Source organism: Pseudomonas sp. LBUM1676 (assembly GCF_059695605.1).
Window position 1 is genome coordinate 3,965,428 of record NZ_CP166777.1, and the last position, 18,086, is coordinate 3,983,513.

Consider the following 18,086-nt stretch of genomic DNA (forward strand, 5'->3'; position numbering starts at 1 on the left):
GGCACTTCGCCTGTTTGATTTTATTTTGTACTCAGTGCACCCTGCTGCACGGGCGCTTGCCACGCAAGGCGAGCAGACATGCATACAGGGAGTTCGCCATGAGCTTGAGTGATACTCAACTCAATCAGTTGGACCGGGACATGGACGCTAACCAACGCGAAATGGTCGTCTTGAGCATGGACGATGCGAACGCCATAGTGGCCGAACGCAATGCCTCTTCCGGTCTTGGTACACAGCCACCACAAATCTGCTCCAGAACGCAGCCGGGCATGCTGGATGGTCTCAGCGGCAGCGCTCAATCCATTTACAATGCCACCGTACATCCGTTCGTCAACACTAACTGGGGAGTGCCATCTGCGTTAGGCGCCTATGATGCGTATAACATCAGCCGCTTGCTCAGTGATATTGGGGGGCTAGGAACCAAAATTCGAATCTCGATTAAAAACGGGAAGCAATATGTAATTCTGACCGGTTACCCGGGGTTGCGGCAGCGATTGAAGGGAACTCGTTATGCGATTCGAAATGCTCAATTAGTTGAAGTCGGCATTGGCAAATATGGTATTCGTGGATCCTCAGTAACAGGCTTTAAAATCTCTTGTCTCGTAGGGGTTGGTATAGAGGCGTTGGAATGGGTATTCAACGATGAGGCGGTGCTCTCAGATCTGTTCGCGGGTGTCGGTGTTGAGTTAATCAAAGCTGGCATTGCGTCTGCGATTGGATATGCAATTGCATTGGTGGCAGGAACTATTATTACTGCCGCCGCATTTCCGGCCATAATTGGTGCAGTTGTTGTATTCGGCATAGGCATTGGCCTGAATGCACTGGACAATAGCTATGGAATTAAAAACAGTGTAAAATCCGGAATGCGCTATGCTGTGGAAAATATAAGCCTGCTTCATGAGCAAGCAACGAGAATTAGCGCTAAAGATTTACAGATTTACACTGAGAAAGTCGCCGCCAGCATCATGCAAGAGCTCATTGACGAGGTATACGATGAGACAAAGTCCTGGATCCTCCGAAAAGTTCATCCCGGGGATCTTCCGTTACCCAGCTGGCCAAAACTTCCAGAACTACCCAATCTTTCAAGCTTCAAGCTTCCTAAATTTTAGGTTACCCATGAATAACGATTCAGGCGTGCCTGTAGTTGCAATGTCTCCTTTAGCCTTTAGACTCAGCGCTCTGGCATTTGTTTTTTTCATGATCCTGACTGGGGCCTTTTCGCTGTATTGGCTTTGGGAACATGTGTTACCACTCTACGGGCGCATTTACCGGAGCGCCCCCGTTGTAGAAACTCCATATTTAGCGTTTTGCCTGCTTATGGCGCCGCCTGCCGTTCTGCTCGGCATTATAGGAGCCTCCATTGCCACGTGGACTGGAAAAAAATTTGACCCACCAAATAATTCCATTCTTCATAGATTCCAAACGCTGATGATGTACCTCTCCGTCAAGACAATAATTTATGTTGTACCAACGATTATGATCCTGACCACGATCACGTTGCTGTACCGAGACTACACCCCCTGCCCAAAACTACTGATATCAGGCTCTGCATGGCAATTATTTTGGGTCAATGACAAAAACGCGTGCTTCAAGCCTACTCGGTATATCAATGATCACTGGCCTTGCAAAATGATCGGCAATCAGGAAGTGTGCATACAGGTTGACGGAAGGTGAAAACAGTTACCATAGCACGTGATGAGCCAAATTAAACCAGGCCGTCAATGAATAATAAAGAACCTACGCCAGAATCCACCATTCCACTCTTAAAACTCAGACTTATCGCGCTACTAGTTATTTTATCTGCTGTGGCCCTAGGAATTTTTACCGCATACGTGCTTTGGGAATACATACTCCCCTTATATGGACGTCTTCACCGAAACGCACCTATTATAGAAACACCCTATTTAGCGTTCTGCCTTCTGATGGCACCACCAATAACAGTGGTAACGTTTGTAGCTGCGTGCATTGCTGCTTGGACTGGAAAAAAATTCGACCCTCCCAGAAAATCTTTTCTATATCGACTCCAAGAGCTGATGATCTACCTATCCATCAAGACCTTAATTTACATTGTCCCCACAGTTGCAATCCTGACGACTGCAATCCTTCTCTACAGGGACTATACCCCATGCCCAAAACTCCTGATTTCAGGATCGGCATGGCAACTATTCTGGGTGAACGACAAGAATGCGTGTTTTAAGCCTACTCGCTACATCAATGACAACTGGCCTTGTAAAATGATCGGCAACCAGGAAGTGTGCATACAGGTGGACGGAAGGACAAACCCCACGCAGAAAACAATAATACAACAATCGGAGAAGCCTTATTAGGCGCCGTATGAACACCGAAGCACTTAAAGAAAAAGCGTTGCAGTTACGTGCAGCCATTGACGCGCTGAAATCAACAAATCCTGCAGCGGCGCAATTGCCTGAGGAGTTGGAGCCGCTATTGACCCTGGCAGAACGTGGCCAGATCCTGACCCCAATGGAGTGGCGAGATATTCCAGGGCGCCATTTGTTCACCGAAAACGGGCTTCAGCAGTACCCCGAGCTCGAGCATGCGTTTGCGGAGTTTAAAATCGAACTGACAGGCGGAGAATCGCCAACACTGCGTCGGCTCAAGGCACAGATGGAAACAAACAAGAACAGCGGATCGAGGCCTGAATGAGCACAGAATCCAACGAAGCTATGAGGCCGACAACGCCTTTGGGGTTCGTCGAGCGGGCGATAGCTGTCACAACGTCCAGGCGCAATAGGTGCCCACAATTTACAATCTATGAGTTAGTGCTTGCACAATTAAGGTATGTGAAAGCTGTGTTTGACGGTTCCGAAACAGACAAATCCAAGCTTCATCGACTTAGCATAGGAGCGATTGCCTCAAAGGAGTTTCAAGAAAATGATCCTGAGCTCGCTCGAGTGCTTTCGGATGTGTATTACCTGGCGATTCAGTCAGCACGAGGCCTGAAAATCCAGCTACCTGAATGAGTCAGCCGATCTTTAGAGCGGAATTTTCTGGACGACTCAAACAACTTGGCGCCCTCCAATATCCCAAGACCGCTCAGTGCTGACAGGCGTCAATACAAACGCTAAACCAATCAAGTCGAAAGGAATCCTATTTTGAAAATGCCGATAACCGCCATCGACTACATCGACTACATCGACAACGCGATAGAGATCACCACCCAGAGACACAACGGCTGCCCGGCTTTCCAGACTTACTCAAGCTGTCTAATTCAACTCGAGTTCATCAAAAAACGTGTTGCTCGGTGTCGAAACAGACAAAGCAAGATTGCACCAGTTGACTATTGGCGCCTGGGCGGAAAAGGAATTCGACGGCGAAGATCCTGAGCTGGCTAAAGCACTGGCGATTGCCTCATGGATCGCAGAGCAGATAGCACAAGGCCTGAAAATCCAGCCGCCAAACGGGCTCCCGCCGGAGAGCCTACCTCGCACGTAGTGCTGCCAGCAGCCTCGGCCACTCGGTCGATTTACACAGTGGCGCCGTCAGCGTTGCAGCTGTTGAAAAATAGGACGCCACTTGCTCAATGCACTGCCAGCGCAATCCCCCTCCCCTACGCCTGCTCAAATCGCTGCTGCAACAAATGCCGCGCAGTCCCCGCGTTCAGGTACGTACCAATCAGCTCCGCCAGCTCCTTCTCCTTGAGTTTCCTGTCGTCGCGGCAGAACTGCATCAGTTGCAACTGTACCCAGCGTTTTTTCTTGTCGAGCTTCACATCAGGGGCAAAGAACGAGCGTGAACTCTGCTCAGGCATGGGCGCGTCGTCTTCGAGCAGCAGATTCAAATGCACACCCTGCCCCACCCGCAGGCCGAAATCCGCGACGTGTTGAATGGGCAGTGGCGCCTTGAGGTTGGCGAACACGAAGTGCTCGGGGGTGAGCAGCAGTGCGGTCTTGTCCGCCCGCATGAGCAGGCGCAAAGACATCGGCAGCATGCAGGCCATCATGACGGTGAGCACGCCGCCCGCTGCCAGCAACACGCCCTTCTTGCTGCCTGCCGCTTCGGGGAACAGAAGCGACCACACCAGCAAGCCAAGGCCCACCACCATCAGCGCGCCGAAAAACACCAGGCTGATCCAGCCGCGAACGCGCGCACCTTCGTGCAGCCGCACCTCCTCGGTAGCCTGGCTGGCATGGGTACGCAACTCCTCGACCAGTGCCACATCCTGCGTCACGTAGTGATTGAGGAAGTCCTCGGTGACGCGGCGGCGCAAGGCCTGGGGGTCGGCAAAATACTGATCCATCGCGGCGCAGGCCTGTGCTGCGACTATGGGGCGGGTGCCGCGGCTCACGGCTTCATCGAGTGACACCTGCAATGATGCCACGCGCTCACCGTTGGACGGGTGAGTGTCCGTCGGGTGCGGCAAGCGAGTTGCCAGCTCTTCCTCGGGCAAGGTCAGCGGCTGGGCCGCCAGCTCATGCAACACGCTGGTCGGCAGGTCGCGGGTCAGGGCGTGTTCCGTGGGGTTGGTAGCATGACCGACATGGGTGCCCACGCACTCTTGCAGCAGCGGGTCGATGGCGGAGATGCGCAGCAAGGCCGACGCCGCGGCGATATTTCCCGCCAACCGGGCGCCCGCGGCGTCCGCGGCCAGTTCCCGCACGCGGCTCCAGTGGTTCACCGCATGATCGAAACGCTCCATGAAGTAGATGCCGAGCATGAAGGCCGGGCGCAAGATCGAGCGTTGCAGCAGGTCGCTTTGCTGCATGGTTTCGCCGATCACGCCCAGGCTGCGGCCGATGCCATCGTAGATCGGCAGGAAGCGCTGGCTGTACTCGGTATCGGCGCCCGCGAAGTGCGCCAGCTCGTGACCGATCACCGCGCTGGTTTCCGCACGGTCGAGCAACCCCAGGTACAGCATCGGCACGTGCAGGGTTCGGCCTTTGAGCGCGGTGTCCGAGGGCAGCAGATTGACGTCGCTGGAGGTGACGTAAAAGCCCTCGGTCATGCCCAGCACGATGTGTTCAGGCGCCAGGGCGCCGAGCTGATCGGCCAGATCGCGGACATAGGCCCACAGCGCCGGCGCTTGTTCGGGGGTGACGACCTGGCCGAGAACCGGCATTGGCGTCGATTCAAACATGTGCAGCATCACGCGCAGCTGCTTGCCCATCTGCCAGATCGAATACAGGCAGCCCAGCATCACCACCAGCGCGATGCCCATCAGCTTGAATTCGCCGGAGGACATTCTCCCCGCGTGCCACAGCCCCAGCGCTTCGAAGCCAAGGATGGCCGCGACCGCCGCGCCCATGGTCACGATGTGTCCCACCAGCAGGTAAGGCAGCACCCGGCTGACCCGGGTGAACGTGCGCAACAGCTGTTCCCGGGAACGACTGGCACGCACACCAGCCCACCCCAGCCCGAACAGGCCCAGCGCACCGACCAGCGCGGCCAGCAGGCCGAGGACGATGACACCGATGGCCAGGTTGTTCATCAGCGCATTCAAGGGTTGCAGGCTGCTCAACTCTTTTTCGGCTTCAGTGAGGCGGGACAAGGCCAGTTCGACGCCCACCCTTTGACCATCGATATCGACCTGGATCGAACGCGAGCCCGACCGCGCGGCCATCGCTTCGAGCTGGGGACGTATGACGCCGAGCTCAGCCCTGGCTTCGGCGAATTGGCTATGGCGCTCGGTGCTGCGTTGCAGCTCCCAGACGCCAATCAGGTTAAGGCACAGCGGCAGGACAATGAGTACGGCAATGAGTCTGATATTTTTCATCGAATGGGCTCGATAGCTGCGTCGCTCTTACTATCCCTGGCGAGCACAAATTCCATTTAACAAACGCCCGAAGGCCCTTGCGCGCTTGCACAACCCACCGGGAAAAAGACCTTGGGTGCGCAGTTGAACAAGCGCGTTATACCGCGATGGCGGTAATATGTAACCTCAAAAGACCACGGCGTCGGAACACACCATGCGTTTCGTAAAAGGTCTGCTTTGCCATTACTCCTGACATATAAATCGATCTCGCCCGCTGTTTTATTTTTTCTTTCGCCAAAATTGCCTTCTTTGGTGAACCGGTTCACCTTTTTCGATTTTATTTCAGATTAAAAATTGGATCCATTTCCCGGCTGAAACCATTGTATTCACTGGCTTTCGGACCATTCCTACAGCATTTCCATGCGGATGGTGGCCCGCAGACATCATTGCGACCTGTATCAAAAACGAGAAAAAATCCGCACCCGTGTGAACTTTTCCATGCGAAACGTTGCCATATACGTCGCTAGTGGCTATTCAATGCCTATGTGCCACCACCCTGCTCCCAATTGATCCTGGAAGTGCAAATTTGTGATGTCGAAACATCGGCAAATGCACTAAGCACAGGTGTTGTACCGAGAAATTCGTAGTTCTTCACGTCTTCCCGTATTTGTTCGGGAAGCCGGCGTGAAGATTCAAGGACGATGTACCGATGACTCAAACGTTTGATGTTGAAGCACTGATCAGATTGCGCAGCCAGACCCGGGCCATTTCCGATGCGCTCAAGGCGCAGGCTGCGGATTATCTGGCGACCCTGGCATTGCTGATCCGTCCGCAGACGTTCTTCGGTGAGTACCTGCAAGGCGCGCAGCGCAGCAGCGGCCGGGAGACCCAGCACCACTTCAAGGAGCTCTACGACCGCATCGGTGCGGCGACCCCCTTCCGGTTGGTCAATGAACTGGAAGTGCCCCTCAACCTGCTCAGCACCACCCCGCAACTGTTCGCGCTGGAGTACGACAAAGTACTCGCGCAAAGCGGCCAGACCATTCGCATCACCAGCCCCGTGCGCTGGGTGGTGGGCTTCAGTTCGTTTGACCTGGCGCGCTTTCGCACCGTCATCAACGACCCCAATCGCAGCAGCGCCGAACTGCACCGCTTTGTCGTGCACTACCTGGTGTTGTTCTACTGCCTGAGCCAATCGCCGGGCGTGGGCCGGGTGCTCGAAGGCCTGCGTTTCCCCCTGAGTTTCGAGCGGCTCAAGGACTTTGGCGACCTGCCCTTTTGCGTCATTGGCTCACCGGTACGCGCCGAACTGCCTGACGAATCCGTTATCCGCAGCAGCACCCAGATCGCCGGCAACACCAGCTTCGAAGAGTTGGTGGGACACCAGAACATTATCGAAATGAACGATGAAATCCGTCAGCGCCTTCTGCTGACGATCGAAGGAATGTAACGCGCCAGGCCAACAGTTGAGCCGACACGCAAACGACTTGCAGCGAATTTGTTCGCACCAGGAGATCACGATGGCGAAGAAGGAAAGTACCCAGCACAAACTCGACCGCGTCCGCGCGCCTCGGGTCCATATCACCTACGACGTGGATATCGGTGACGCTCAGGAAAAGAAAGAGCTGCCCTTTGTCGTCGGTGTGCTGGGCGATTTCTCCGGCAACCCGCTGGAGCCGCTGCCAAAGCTCAAGGACCGCAAGTTCATCTTCATCGACCGCGACAATTTCAACGGCGTGCTCAAGGGCATCAAGCCGCGCCTGAGTTATCGGGTCGACAACACCTTGGCCAGGAACGGCACGCAACTGGGGGTGGAGCTTAACTTCAACGCCCTCGAAGACTTCGAACCGCAGAACGTGGTGAAGCAGGTCGAACCACTGCGCAAGCTGCTGGAAGTGCGCAACAAGCTGGCGGACCTGCGCAACAAGATGGGTGGCAACGACAAGCTCGAAGAGCTGCTCATGGACGTGCTGCAGAACACCGAGAAACTGAAAACGCTGGGCAAGGAATTCGGCCGCGAAGCCGCTGTTCCCGCCACCGATGGCAAAGAGTAGGAGCCTGAAGATGAACGACAAGCAAACCGTGACTCAACAGGACAGCGATCTGGTTGAAGTGGAAAACTTCGCCCCGCAATCCTCGCTCCTCGACAGCATCATCTCGCAAAGCCGCGTGGCCCGCTCCGAGACCGAGCGCACCCGGACCCGCGACTTGATCGGCGAACTGGTCAGCCAGGTGCTGGAAGGCGAGATGACGCCGAGCAAGGACCTGATTGCCGTGCTCGATGCGCGCATCGCCGAAATCGACGCGATGCTCTCCGAGCAGATGAACGAAATCATGCACGCTCGCGAGTTCCAGCAGCTGGAAGCGTCCTGGCGTGGCCTGAAGTATCAGGTCGACCAGACCGAGACCAGCACCACGCTGAAGATCCAGCTGCTCAACGCCTCGAAGAAAGACCTGGTGCGCGACCTCAAGTCGGCCTCCGAATTCGACCAGAGCGCGCTGTTCAAGAAGATCTACGAAGAAGAATACGGCACCTTCGGTGGTGCGCCGTTCGGCATGTTGCTCGGTGACTACGAGTTCAACCGCAGCCCGGAAGACATGTACCTGCTCGAAGAGATTTCCCATGTCGCCGCCGCGGCCCACGCGCCGTTCATCTCGGCGGCCTCGCCTGAGCTGTTCGGCTGGGATTCGTTTACCGACATGTCCGGCCCGCGGGACCTGGCGAAGATTTTCGACACCGTCGAATACGCCAAGTGGAAGTCGTTCCGTGCCTCCGAAGATTCGCGTTATGTCGGCCTGACCCTGCCCCACGTGCTGGGTCGCCTACCTTACGGCCCGGATACCACGCCGGTCGAGGAATTCAACTTCGTTGAAAGCGTCGATGGCCGCGATCACAACAAATACCTGTGGATGAACGCCGCCTATGCCCTGGGCACCCGGGTCACCGACGCGTTCTCCCGTTACGGCTGGTGCGTGGCGATTCGCGGCGTCGAGGGTGGCGGTCTGGTCGAAGGCCTGCCGACCCACACCTTCAAGACCGATGACGGCGAAATAGCCCTCAAGTGCCCGACCGAGATCGCCATCACCGATCGCCGTGAAAAAGAGCTGTCGGACCTGGGCTTCATTCCGCTGGTGCACTGCAAGGGCACCGACTACGCCGCCTTCTTCGGCACCCAGTCGACGCAGAAGCAGAAGCACTACAACACCGACATCGCCAATGCCAACGCCCGGTTGTCCGCGCAGTTGCAGTACATCTTCGCCACCTCGCGCATCGCGCATTACATGAAGGCGATCATGCGCGACAAGATCGGCAGCTTTGCCTCGCGCAAGGACGTCGAGATGTTCCTCAACAAGTGGCTGTCGAGCTATGTGCTGCTGGATGACACCGCGAGCCAGGAAGCCAAGGCCAAGTTCCCGCTGCGCGAGGCGCGTGCCGAAGTGTTCGAGGTTCCGGGCAAGCCAGGCGTGTACAAGGCCGTGACCTACCTGCGTCCGCACTACCAGCTGGACGAACTGACCGCTTCGCTGCGTCTGGTTGCCGAATTGCCGCAATCGACTCGCGGCTGATCGACCCCATTGCAAGGAATGCAATATGAGTAGTCAACACAGGCTCTTGCCGTCACTGCTGGATCGATTGCTGGACGATCTACCCCATCAGTCCATGGAAGCGTCATCGCAACGCCTGTGTTCGCTGGCCGATTACAAGGCCAGCATCGTTCGCGACCTGGAAGTACTGGTGAACACGCGCCAGTCCCTGGTCGCCAACGAGCTGGAAGGTTTCGTCAATCTGGGCGGGACCATCCTCGACTACGGCATGCCGGACTTCACCAGCCGCAGTGTGCTGGACCCCCAGGATCGCCTGTTGATTCAACGCCAACTGGAGAAGGCGATCTCCGTCGGAGATCGGCGGTTTCGCAGCGTCAAGGTGCAACTGCTCGCCCAACAGACCGGCCAACGCATGCTGACCTTTCGCGTGGACGCGGTCCTGCGCCTGCAGGACATCACCCGTCAGGTTTCCTTCGACGCGGTGCTGCAGGTCAATACCCAGGAATACAAAGTGCAGAACCTCAACTGATGCTCGACGATCTGCTGCCCTATTACGAAAAGGAACTGTCGCACCTGCGCTTTCTCGGCCAGGAGTTTGCGAGCCAGTACCCGAAGATTGCTTCGCGGTTGCTCATCGAGGGCGATAACTGCGAAGACCCGCATACCGAGCGCCTGATCGAGGCTTTCTCGTTCCTGTCGGCACGGGTGCACAAGAAACTCGACGATGAGCTGCCGGAAATCGTCGAGTCGTTTCTCGAAGTGCTCTACCCGCATTACCTGCGCCCTACACCGTCGATGTCGATCGTCGAGTTCAACCTGGGCAAGCAGGTGAAAGTCACCGAAGCCTTTCGCGTGGAACGCCATACCGAACTGCATGCCAACCCGATCGATGGCGTGGTGTGCAAATTCCGCACTTGCTACCCGGTGGAACTGTGGCCGGTGGCGGTGCAACAGGCCTCGTTTATCGAAATGGAACGCTCGGCGTTCAACGGTCATAGCGCCGACCTGGTCGCGCGCCTGCGCATCGGCCTGGCGGCGACCTCCGACGTGATGTTCGGCAAGATGCAGCTGGACAGCCTGCGCTTCTTCCTGGATGGCGAAAGCACTTTGATGCTGCAACTCTACGAGTTGCTGTTCAACAACCTGGCCAAGGTCACGTTGAGCTTCGAAGACCAGGGACGCAGCCGCGAGGTCAGCTTGCCGGCGGGTGCGTTGAAGGCCGTGGGTTATGGCCTCGACGAAGGGCTGGTGGACTACTCGGAGCGCTCGTTCCTGGGCTATCGCTTGCTCCACGAGTACTTCACCTTCCCGGACAAGTTCATGTTCTTCGACCTGTCGGGTTTTGCCCGGGTCCTGGCGGGCGTGGAGATCGACAAGGTCGAGGTCAATGTCTACTTTTGCGATTACGACCTCAGCGATCGCCTGGCCCGCCTGACGCAAAACATCGGGCGCAACAACTTCAAGCTCAACTGCACCCCGATCATCAACCTGTTCCGCCAGCAGGCCGAACCGATCACCCTGACCCACGCCCAGCACGAGTATGCGGTGACGCCGGATGTGCGCCTGCAAGGCTCGGCGGAAGTGGTGTCCATCGATCGTGTGCGCCGGGTGCGCAAGGTCGGCGGCATCGATCAGGTCGGGACCTGCCACCCGTTCTTCGAACCCCGTGGCGACCAGGGTCCCGGCAACAGTTTCTGGATCGCCCGGCGCCGTCCGGTGCAGTCCCGTCAGCGAGACGGCTCGGACGTGTTCATCCGCGTAGTGGACCGCGAGCTGGAATTGATGAATTCCAGCAACGACACCTTGAGCCTGCGCCTGACCTGCAGCAACCGCGACTTGCCCTTGATGCTGCCGTTCGGCGGCGAGCGCGGGGACTTCAATATCCCGGGCAACTCGGTGATCCAGGACATCCGCTGCTTGCGCAAACCCACCGCCACGGTTCGTGTGCCCTTGGGCAACGGCGTGATCTGGCGCCTGATCTCGCACCTCTCGCTCAACCATATGTCGCTGGTGTCCCAGGGCCGCGAAGTGCTGCTGGAGCTGCTGTCGCTCTACAACTACCGCAACGTCTCGGCGATCCGCAAGCAGATCAACGGCATTGTCTCGGTCAGCAGCGAGCCGGTGGTGGCGCGTATCGGCCACCCGCGTCCGAACTTCGTGCGTGGGGTCGGCATTACCCTGAATTTCGATGAAAGCCAATACACCGGCAGCGGTGTGTTTTTGTTCGGCATGGTGCTGGACCACTTCTTTGGCCAGTACTGCAGCATGAACAGTTTTACCCAATTAACCCTTCGCACCTTGCAGCGCGAAAAGAGAGTCGTCCAATGGCCACCGCGAACCGGCGATCAACCCCTGGTCTGATCGACCAGGCACGGGCTGAGCCGCACCGATTCGAGTTTTTCCAATTGGTGCGCTTGCTCCGCCTGCATTACAGCAGAACCGGGCGCATGGACCTGGACACTCGCCCGCACGAAGACCCTTTGCGTTTTCGCTCGCAGCTGTCGCTCAACTTCCCTGCCAGTGAAGTCAGCGACTTGCAGTTCGAGCGCGAAGGCAAGGTGTCCGCGGCCGGCCTGCCGCTGTCCGAAGTGCAGGTCACCTTCATGGGCCTGGTCGGGCCGTCCGGCGTATTGCCGCGCCCGTACACCGAGCTGTTGATCGAGCGACATATCCAGTACCGGGATGACGCCGCCCATGCGTTCCTCGATATTTTCTCGCACCGCATGACCACGCTGTTTTACGAGGCCTGGCAAAAATACAAGTTCTACATCGAATACGAACGCAACGGCACCTCGGATTTCGATCGTTACCTGCTCAATCTGGTGGGCTTCGGGCCCGAGGCGCAGAAGCAGAAATTCGACAAGCAAGGCTCGCCGCTGCGGCGCGAACTGTTCAGCTATTTTTCCGGCCTGTTCGCCCAAAAGCCGCGCAACGCGCTGAACTTCCAAGTGATGCTCGGCTTCTATTTTTCGCTGCCGTTCAAGGTCAAGCCGTTTGCCGGCCGCTGGCTGAAACTCGACGCCAGTCAATGCACACAGCTGGGTCGCAAGAACGCCGTGCTGGGGCAAAGCGCCGTCGCCGGCAACCGGGTCTGGGACTATCAATCCTGCGTGCGCATCGAGATCGGCCCGCTGGAGCTGGCCGATTACCAACGTTTCCAGCCCGGCACCGCGGACTACCAGAAACTGGTGGAACTGGTGCGCTTCTATGTCGGCGCCGAACTGGACTTCCAGCTGGCGCCCAGGCTCAAGCCCGCCGCCGTCCCTGTTGCCCGCCTCGGGCGCCAGGGCAACGTGTCGCTGGGCTGGCAGGGCTGGCTCAAACGCCCTGGCGTCGACGTGGAACCCTCCCGTTGCGCCCTCTTCCATATTCCATTCGATGGGGTCTCCCTGTGAACCTGAAGTCCCTGTTTGCCAAGTTGAACGACACCAGCCGCACCGCCACCGAAAGCGCCGCGGCGCTGTGCCTGTCGGAGCAGCACTACGACGTCGAAATCGAGCACCTGTTGCTGCAGTTGCTCGACAGCAACGACAACGACCTGCCGGCCATCCTGCGTCACTACGACGTGGTGCCCGAGCGCCTACAGGCGCAGCTGGTGACGGCGCTGGGCACGTTCAAGAAAGGCAATACCCGAACCCCGGCGCTGTCGCCGCACATCACGCGCATGATCGAACAGGCCTGGGTGCTGGCTTCTATCGAGTTCGGGCAGGGGCAGATTCGCACCGGTTACCTGTTGCAGGCGTTGCTGGATGACAACGAGCTGCGCCGGGTGGTGATCGCCTCCGCCCCGGAGCTGGAAAAAATCAACGCCGACGACCTGCGGGTCAACCTCGGCGCGCTGGTCGAAGGCAGCGCCGAGTCACAACAGGCCAAGCCCCTGGCAGGGGCCGATGGCGCCGTGCGCAGCACGGTAAAAGGCAACGGCAAGACCCCGGCCCTCGATCAATACACCATCAACCTGACGCAAAGTGCCCGCGAAGGCCGGATCGATCCGGTGCTCGGCCGCGAGTTCGAGGTTCGGCAGATGGTCGACATCCTGACCCGCCGCCGCCAGAACAACCCGATCCTGACCGGTGAAGCCGGCGTCGGTAAAACCGCCGTGGTCGAAGGCCTGGCCCTGCGCATCGTTCAGGGTGACGTGCCATCGGTCCTTAAAGACGTGGCCATCCATACCCTGGACCTGGGCTTGCTCCAGGCCGGTGCCGGGGTCAAGGGCGAGTTCGAAAACCGTCTTAAGTCGGTCATCGAAGAAACCAAGCGCAGCCTGCATCCGATCATCCTGTTCATCGACGAAGCACACACCCTGATCGGTTCGGGTGGCCAGGCCGGGCAGAACGATGCCGCCAACCTGCTCAAGCCAGCCCTGGCCCGGGGCGAACTGCGCACCATCGCGGCGACGACCTGGGCCGAGTACAAGAAGTACTTCGAAAAAGACGCTGCACTGGCGCGACGCTTCCAGGTGGTAAAGGTCGAGGAGCCGGACGAAGACAAGGCGATCCACATGCTGCGTGGGCTGCTGGGCAAGATGCAGGATCACCACAAGGTCACGGTGATGGACGAAGCGCTGGTGCAGGCCGTGCGCTTGTCCAATCGCTACATCACCGGGCGCCAGTTGCCGGACAAGGCCGTCAGCGTCCTCGACACCGCCTGCGCGCGGGTCGCCCTGGGCCAATCGGCGCAGCCGGGGCCGCTGGAAGACTGCAAGCGGCAGATCGATAACCTTGAGGCCGAAATCGCGGTACTGCAGCAGGAAGCCGCCAAGGGCAGCGACCATAGCCGCCGCCTGGCGACCCTGGACACCGAGTTGCAGGCAGGGCAGCAAAGTCGCGACGCTCTGCAGCAGCAGTGGCAGCGCGAATTGGAACTGGTGGCAAAACTCGGCGCGCTCAACCATCCGGACAACCACGCCCCCGATGCCCGGGAGCTTGCCGCCGTACGCGCCGAGCTCGCCAGCGTCCAGGGTGAACAACCGCTGGTGCACGCCCTGGTGGACGGCGGTACCATTGGCGAAGTGATCTCCGGCTGGACCGGCATCCCGCTGGGCAAGATGCTGCGCGACGAGATCGACACCGTCCAGCGCCTGCCCGCGCTGTTGGGCGAACGGGTGCTGGGACAGGACCACGCGCTGCAGGAAATCGGCAAGCGCATCAAGGTGTCCCGCGCGCGCATGGAAGACCCGAACAAACCGATCGGCGTGTTCCTGTTGCTCGGTCCGAGCGGCGTCGGCAAGACCGAAACCGCCCTGGCCCTGGCCGACACCCTGTACGGCGGCGAGCGTAATCTCATCACCATCAATATGTCGGAGTACCAGGAAGCCCACACGGTATCGAGCCTCAAGGGTTCGCCACCGGGCTACGTCGGCTATGGCGAAGGCGGCGTGCTGACCGAAGCCGTGCGGCGCAAACCCTACAGCGTGGTGTTGCTGGATGAAGTGGAAAAAGCCCACCCGGACGTGCTCGAACTGTTCTTCCAGGTCTTTGATAAAGGTGTGCTGGATGACGGTGAAGGCCGGGAGATCAACTTCCGCAACACCGTGATCATACTTACGTCCAACACCGGTACCGAACGCATCATGCAGTGGTGCCTGAACGCCGGGCAGCAGCCGACTCCCGACGAAATCGTCGAAGGCTTGCGCGACGAGTTGAACCTGGTGTTCAAGCCGGCCTTCCTCGGCCGCCTGACCATCGTCCCCTACTACCCGGTCAAGGACGCCATCCTGGAGCGCATCGTCGGGCTCAAACTCGAACGCATCCGCCAGCGCTTCGAGCGCAATCATCAAGCCGTCCTCACCTACGACGATGCGCTGGTCAAGGCCATAGCCGCGCGCTGCACCGAGGTCGACAGCGGTGCGCGCAACATCGACAACATTCTGTCCAAGACCCTGATGCCGGAACTTGCCCAGCAGGTCCTGGAGCGCATGGCGCAGGACAAACCGATCCAGAGTTTGAACATCGAGATGGACAGCGACGGCGATTTCGCCTGTCGCTTGAGCTGATCGTGCATTTACAGGTAACCGTCATGGATAACAGACAGACAGGGAAGCGTGCAGCGCAGCCAGCATTGGCAAAGTGCCTGATCGCGGTGGCAATGATGATGGCGCTGAGCGCCTGTGGCGTCACCGACCGGATCGGCAAGCGGGTCGACGATACCTGGGCCGGCGACATGCTGTTCGACGATAACGAGAAAGTGATCCTGACCTCCGACGGCGGCAACCAGCTCAATCCCGACGAGTCCGGCAAACCGTTGTCCGTGGTGATTCGCGTGTACCAGCTGACGTCGCTGGAGCGCTTTTCCTCGATCGACGCCGACACCCTGTGGGACGACCCGCAAAAAGCCCTGGGCAACACGCTGCTGGAAAACCGTGAAATCACCTTGCTGCCGGGCATGGGCCAGGTCGACACCTGGCCTTTGAACAAGGCCACGGGCTATGTCGGCGTCGCCGCTTTTTTCCGCTCGGACGAAAACAGCCGCTGGAAAGTTGCGTTTGACGCCAACTCGCTGCGCAAGGATGGCATCTGGTTTTCCTCCAATGGCTTGCGGGTGCTGGTGGACAACAACACGGTCGCCGCCATGGGTGGCGTCGATGTGCTGAACAAACCCAAGACTGAAGCGCAGCTCGCCCAGGCCTCTGCCCTGCCCGACCCGCCGAAGGACAAAACAATGACCCAGCGCGTCCAGGACGCTGCCCTGCAGCAGGCCGAAGACACGGCAACAAACTCCGCGCAAAAAGCCACGGAGTCGAAATTAAACTCTTTATTGGAAGGCGTTCATGAGTAAGCAAAGCCGGGTGATGTGGTCGGAAGGCATGTTCCTTTTGCCACAGCATTTCCAATACCAGGATGAGTTCCACCAGCATCAGCTGGCGGAATCGACGCTGCGCACCACGCCCTTCCATTGGGGCGTGCAGATGCTGCAGGTCGATGAAGAAGCCCTCGCCAATGGCTCCTTGCAGCTCAAAAGGCTGAAGCTGGTGTTTCCCGACGGCAGCCTGTACGACGCACCGCAGCATGATCCGCTGCCGGCGGCCCGTGATTTGAAGGACCTGCTCAAGGGCAACGACTTGAAAGTCTACGCCGCGCTGAAACTGCCCGAGCCCTTCGGCATGAATTACGTCGAAGACGGCCAGGAACAAAAAAGCGCACGGCGTTTTCGCAAGCAGTTCGATACCTTGCCGGACCTGAACGAAGGCGACCTGGAAAACGAAATCACCAGCCTGCGCCTGAACGTGGTGATGCTGATCGACGGCGACTCGCTGGATGGCTATACCTGGTGCCCGATCGCCCGGCTGTCGCGCAATAACATCGGCGGTTTCAACCTCGACGCGCATTTCGTGCACCCGACCCTGCATGTCGGCACCCACGAAACCCTGATCGGTCTTGGCAAGCGGTTGCTCGGTGCCTTGCAATCCAAGAGCAAGGCGCTGTCGGGTCGCCGTCGCGAACGCGCCGATCAGATTGCCGAGTTCGGCTCCAGCGACGTGACCCTGTTCTGGCTGCTGAATACAGTAAACCGTGCGCACCCGGGCCTGGCGCACCTGCTCGCCCACCCGCGCCTGCACCCCGAGCGCCTGTACCTGTTCCTGGCGGAACTCGCCGGTGGCCTGTTGACGTTCTCCCTGGATACCCGGCTCAACGATATTCCCGAGTACGACCACCACGACCCGGCGGCCTCCCTGGTCAAGCTCGACGAGATGATTCGGGTGCTGCTCGACAACGTCGTGCCCAACCAGTGCGTGGTGATCAACCTGACCCAGACCAAGCCTTCGTACTGGCAGGGGCAGTTGCTCGATCCGCGACTGGTCGAGGCGGATTTCTATATTTCGGTGCACGCCGACATGCCGGGCTCCAGCCTGCTGGAACTGGTGCCGCGGGCATTCAAGGTCGGCTCCCCGGAAGACATCGAAGTGGTGGTCAACAGCGCCATGCCCGGGGTCACGCTCAACCACTCGACCCGCCTGCCCAATGCGATTCCGGTGCGCCTGGACAATCACTACTTCTCCATCGAGCCCCATGGCCGGGTCTATAAACGCATGATGGAGGCCCAGGCCATCTCTTTCTATGCGCCCAGCGCCTTCACCAACCTCAAGCTTGAACTGATGGCGGTACTCAAATGACTGAAGCCGTAATGCAAGGCGCCGTGGCGACCGCCAGCGAAAAACCGCTGTTGAAAGACCTGGTGCAAGACTTCATCAGCATGGCGCTGATCGTGCGCAAGGGCCGGCAAGTGACTTCGGTCACCGCCTTCGAGGCCAGCATCGATGCCTTCTTCTCGACCCTGGAACGCGAAGCCCGCAGCGCCAACTACAGCGTCGAACAAGTGAAGGACACGCAATACGCCCTGTGCGCGTTCCTCGACGAAAGCGTGTTGCGCTCCGGGGAAAACGATCTGCGTCGCCACTTCGAACTGCAGCCGTTGCAGTTCCGCTATTTCGGCGTGCACCTGGCCGGCGAAGGCTTCTTCGAGAAAATCGATTCGTTGCGCAGCGACGTCAAGCAGAACCTGGATGTGCTCGAGGTTTACCACCTGTGCCTGGCGCTGGGTTTCGAAGGCAAATTCAGCCTCGGCCAGAAAGACCAGTTGCGCTACCTGGCCAACACCTTGGGCCAGGACATCGCGCGGTACCGCAAGACGCCCAAGGCGCTCTCGCCCGATTGGGCCTTGCCCGACCAGGTGTCGCAGATGCTGCGCCATGAAGTGCCCGTCTGGCTCTACCTGGCGCTGATTGCGCTGGTCTGCGTGGGGGTTTACCTGACGCTGGACTGGCTCTTGGCCAAGGACGTCGCCGCATTGTCCGAACAAATCAGCCAGCTGTTCAGTGCCTGAGCACAGG

At 58.6% G+C, this 18,086-nt stretch carries 18 protein-coding genes; 17 read left to right on the forward strand and 1 reads right to left on the reverse strand.

Annotated features, from left to right (window positions below; translation table 11 throughout):
* Positions 1–98: 98 nt before the first annotated feature.
* The 7 genes from ACA041_RS18305 to ACA041_RS18335 all read left to right on the forward strand — a co-directional run bounded on the left by ACA041_RS18305 (position 99) and on the right by ACA041_RS18335 (position 3,453).
* Positions 99–1,109: a hypothetical protein gene (locus ACA041_RS18305; protein WP_497435212.1), complete on the forward strand. Its 1,011-nt coding sequence runs from the start codon at positions 99–101 to the stop codon at positions 1,107–1,109.
* Between the two features lie 7 nt (positions 1,110–1,116).
* On the forward strand, positions 1,117–1,674 hold the full coding sequence (locus ACA041_RS18310; protein ID WP_497435216.1) for a hypothetical protein: 558 nt from the start codon (positions 1,117–1,119) through the stop codon (positions 1,672–1,674).
* 47 nt (positions 1,675–1,721) lie between these two features.
* Positions 1,722–2,327, forward strand: a complete 606-nt coding sequence (locus ACA041_RS18315) for a hypothetical protein (RefSeq protein ID WP_497435220.1) — start codon at positions 1,722–1,724, stop codon at positions 2,325–2,327.
* Positions 2,328–2,334: 7 nt separating this feature from the next.
* Positions 2,335–2,664: a hypothetical protein gene (locus ACA041_RS18320; RefSeq protein WP_497435225.1), complete on the forward strand. Its 330-nt coding sequence runs from the start codon at positions 2,335–2,337 to the stop codon at positions 2,662–2,664.
* 20 nt (positions 2,665–2,684) lie between these two features.
* The gene (locus ACA041_RS18325; protein WP_497442110.1) at positions 2,685–2,981 is read left to right on the forward strand and encodes an immunity protein Tsi6 family protein; all 297 of its coding nucleotides are present in this window, start codon (positions 2,685–2,687) and stop codon (positions 2,979–2,981) included.
* A gap of 138 nt (positions 2,982–3,119) precedes the next feature.
* The gene (locus ACA041_RS18330; protein ID WP_497442111.1) at positions 3,120–3,344 is read left to right on the forward strand and encodes an immunity protein Tsi6 family protein; all 225 of its coding nucleotides are present in this window, start codon (positions 3,120–3,122) and stop codon (positions 3,342–3,344) included.
* The gene (locus ACA041_RS18335; protein ID WP_497435227.1) at positions 3,253–3,453 is read left to right on the forward strand and encodes an immunity protein Tsi6 family protein; all 201 of its coding nucleotides are present in this window, start codon (positions 3,253–3,255) and stop codon (positions 3,451–3,453) included. The genes ACA041_RS18330 and ACA041_RS18335 overlap by 92 nt, the downstream gene beginning before the upstream one ends.
* Positions 3,454–3,568: 115 nt before the next feature.
* On the opposite strand, the gene ACA041_RS18340 is transcribed toward ACA041_RS18335, so the two are convergent.
* A complete protein-coding gene (locus tag ACA041_RS18340) occupies positions 3,569–5,731 on the reverse strand; it encodes a M48 family metallopeptidase (protein WP_497435229.1) in 2,163 nt (720 codons plus the stop codon).
* Positions 5,732–6,419: 688 nt separating this feature from the next.
* On the opposite strand from ACA041_RS18340, the gene ACA041_RS18345 reads away from it, so the two are divergent.
* From ACA041_RS18345 to icmH, 10 genes are all read left to right on the forward strand, one after another.
* Positions 6,420–7,160 (forward strand): hypothetical protein, encoded by a 741-nt coding sequence (locus ACA041_RS18345; RefSeq protein ID WP_497435232.1) that lies wholly within the window; start codon positions 6,420–6,422, stop codon positions 7,158–7,160.
* A gap of 70 nt (positions 7,161–7,230) precedes the next feature.
* Positions 7,231–7,764 (forward strand): type VI secretion system contractile sheath small subunit, encoded by a 534-nt coding sequence (tssB, locus tag ACA041_RS18350; RefSeq protein WP_150816351.1) that lies wholly within the window; start codon positions 7,231–7,233, stop codon positions 7,762–7,764.
* Positions 7,765–7,774: 10 nt separating this feature from the next.
* The gene (gene tssC / locus ACA041_RS18355) at positions 7,775–9,277 is read left to right on the forward strand and encodes a type VI secretion system contractile sheath large subunit (RefSeq protein ID WP_497435236.1); all 1,503 of its coding nucleotides are present in this window, start codon (positions 7,775–7,777) and stop codon (positions 9,275–9,277) included.
* 25 nt (positions 9,278–9,302) lie between these two features.
* Positions 9,303–9,785 carry a type VI secretion system baseplate subunit TssE gene (tssE, locus tag ACA041_RS18360; RefSeq protein WP_497435239.1) on the forward strand — a complete coding sequence of 161 codons (483 nt, stop codon included), beginning with the start codon at positions 9,303–9,305 and terminating at the stop codon, positions 9,783–9,785.
* Positions 9,785–11,617 (forward strand): type VI secretion system baseplate subunit TssF, encoded by a 1,833-nt coding sequence (tssF, locus tag ACA041_RS18365; protein ID WP_497435242.1) that lies wholly within the window; start codon positions 9,785–9,787, stop codon positions 11,615–11,617. The genes tssE and tssF overlap by 1 nt, the downstream gene beginning before the upstream one ends.
* Complete coding sequence (gene tssG / locus ACA041_RS18370) at positions 11,581–12,651, forward strand: type VI secretion system baseplate subunit TssG (RefSeq protein ID WP_497435245.1); 1,071 nt, start codon at positions 11,581–11,583, stop codon at positions 12,649–12,651. Before tssF ends, tssG begins: the two co-directional genes overlap by 37 nt.
* Positions 12,648–15,251 carry a type VI secretion system ATPase TssH gene (gene tssH, locus ACA041_RS18375; RefSeq protein ID WP_497435248.1) on the forward strand — a complete coding sequence of 868 codons (2,604 nt, stop codon included), beginning with the start codon at positions 12,648–12,650 and terminating at the stop codon, positions 15,249–15,251. The genes tssG and tssH overlap by 4 nt, the downstream gene beginning before the upstream one ends.
* Before the next feature lie 23 nt (positions 15,252–15,274).
* Positions 15,275–16,033 carry a type VI secretion system lipoprotein TssJ gene (gene tssJ, locus ACA041_RS18380; protein ID WP_497435252.1) on the forward strand — a complete coding sequence of 253 codons (759 nt, stop codon included), beginning with the start codon at positions 15,275–15,277 and terminating at the stop codon, positions 16,031–16,033.
* A complete protein-coding gene (tssK, locus tag ACA041_RS18385) occupies positions 16,026–17,369 on the forward strand; it encodes a type VI secretion system baseplate subunit TssK (protein WP_497435256.1) in 1,344 nt (447 codons plus the stop codon). The genes tssJ and tssK overlap by 8 nt, the downstream gene beginning before the upstream one ends.
* Positions 17,366–18,079, forward strand: a complete 714-nt coding sequence (gene icmH / locus ACA041_RS18390) for a type IVB secretion system protein IcmH/DotU (protein ID WP_497435260.1) — start codon at positions 17,366–17,368, stop codon at positions 18,077–18,079. Before tssK ends, icmH begins: the two co-directional genes overlap by 4 nt.
* Positions 18,080–18,086: the final 7 nt, after the last annotated feature.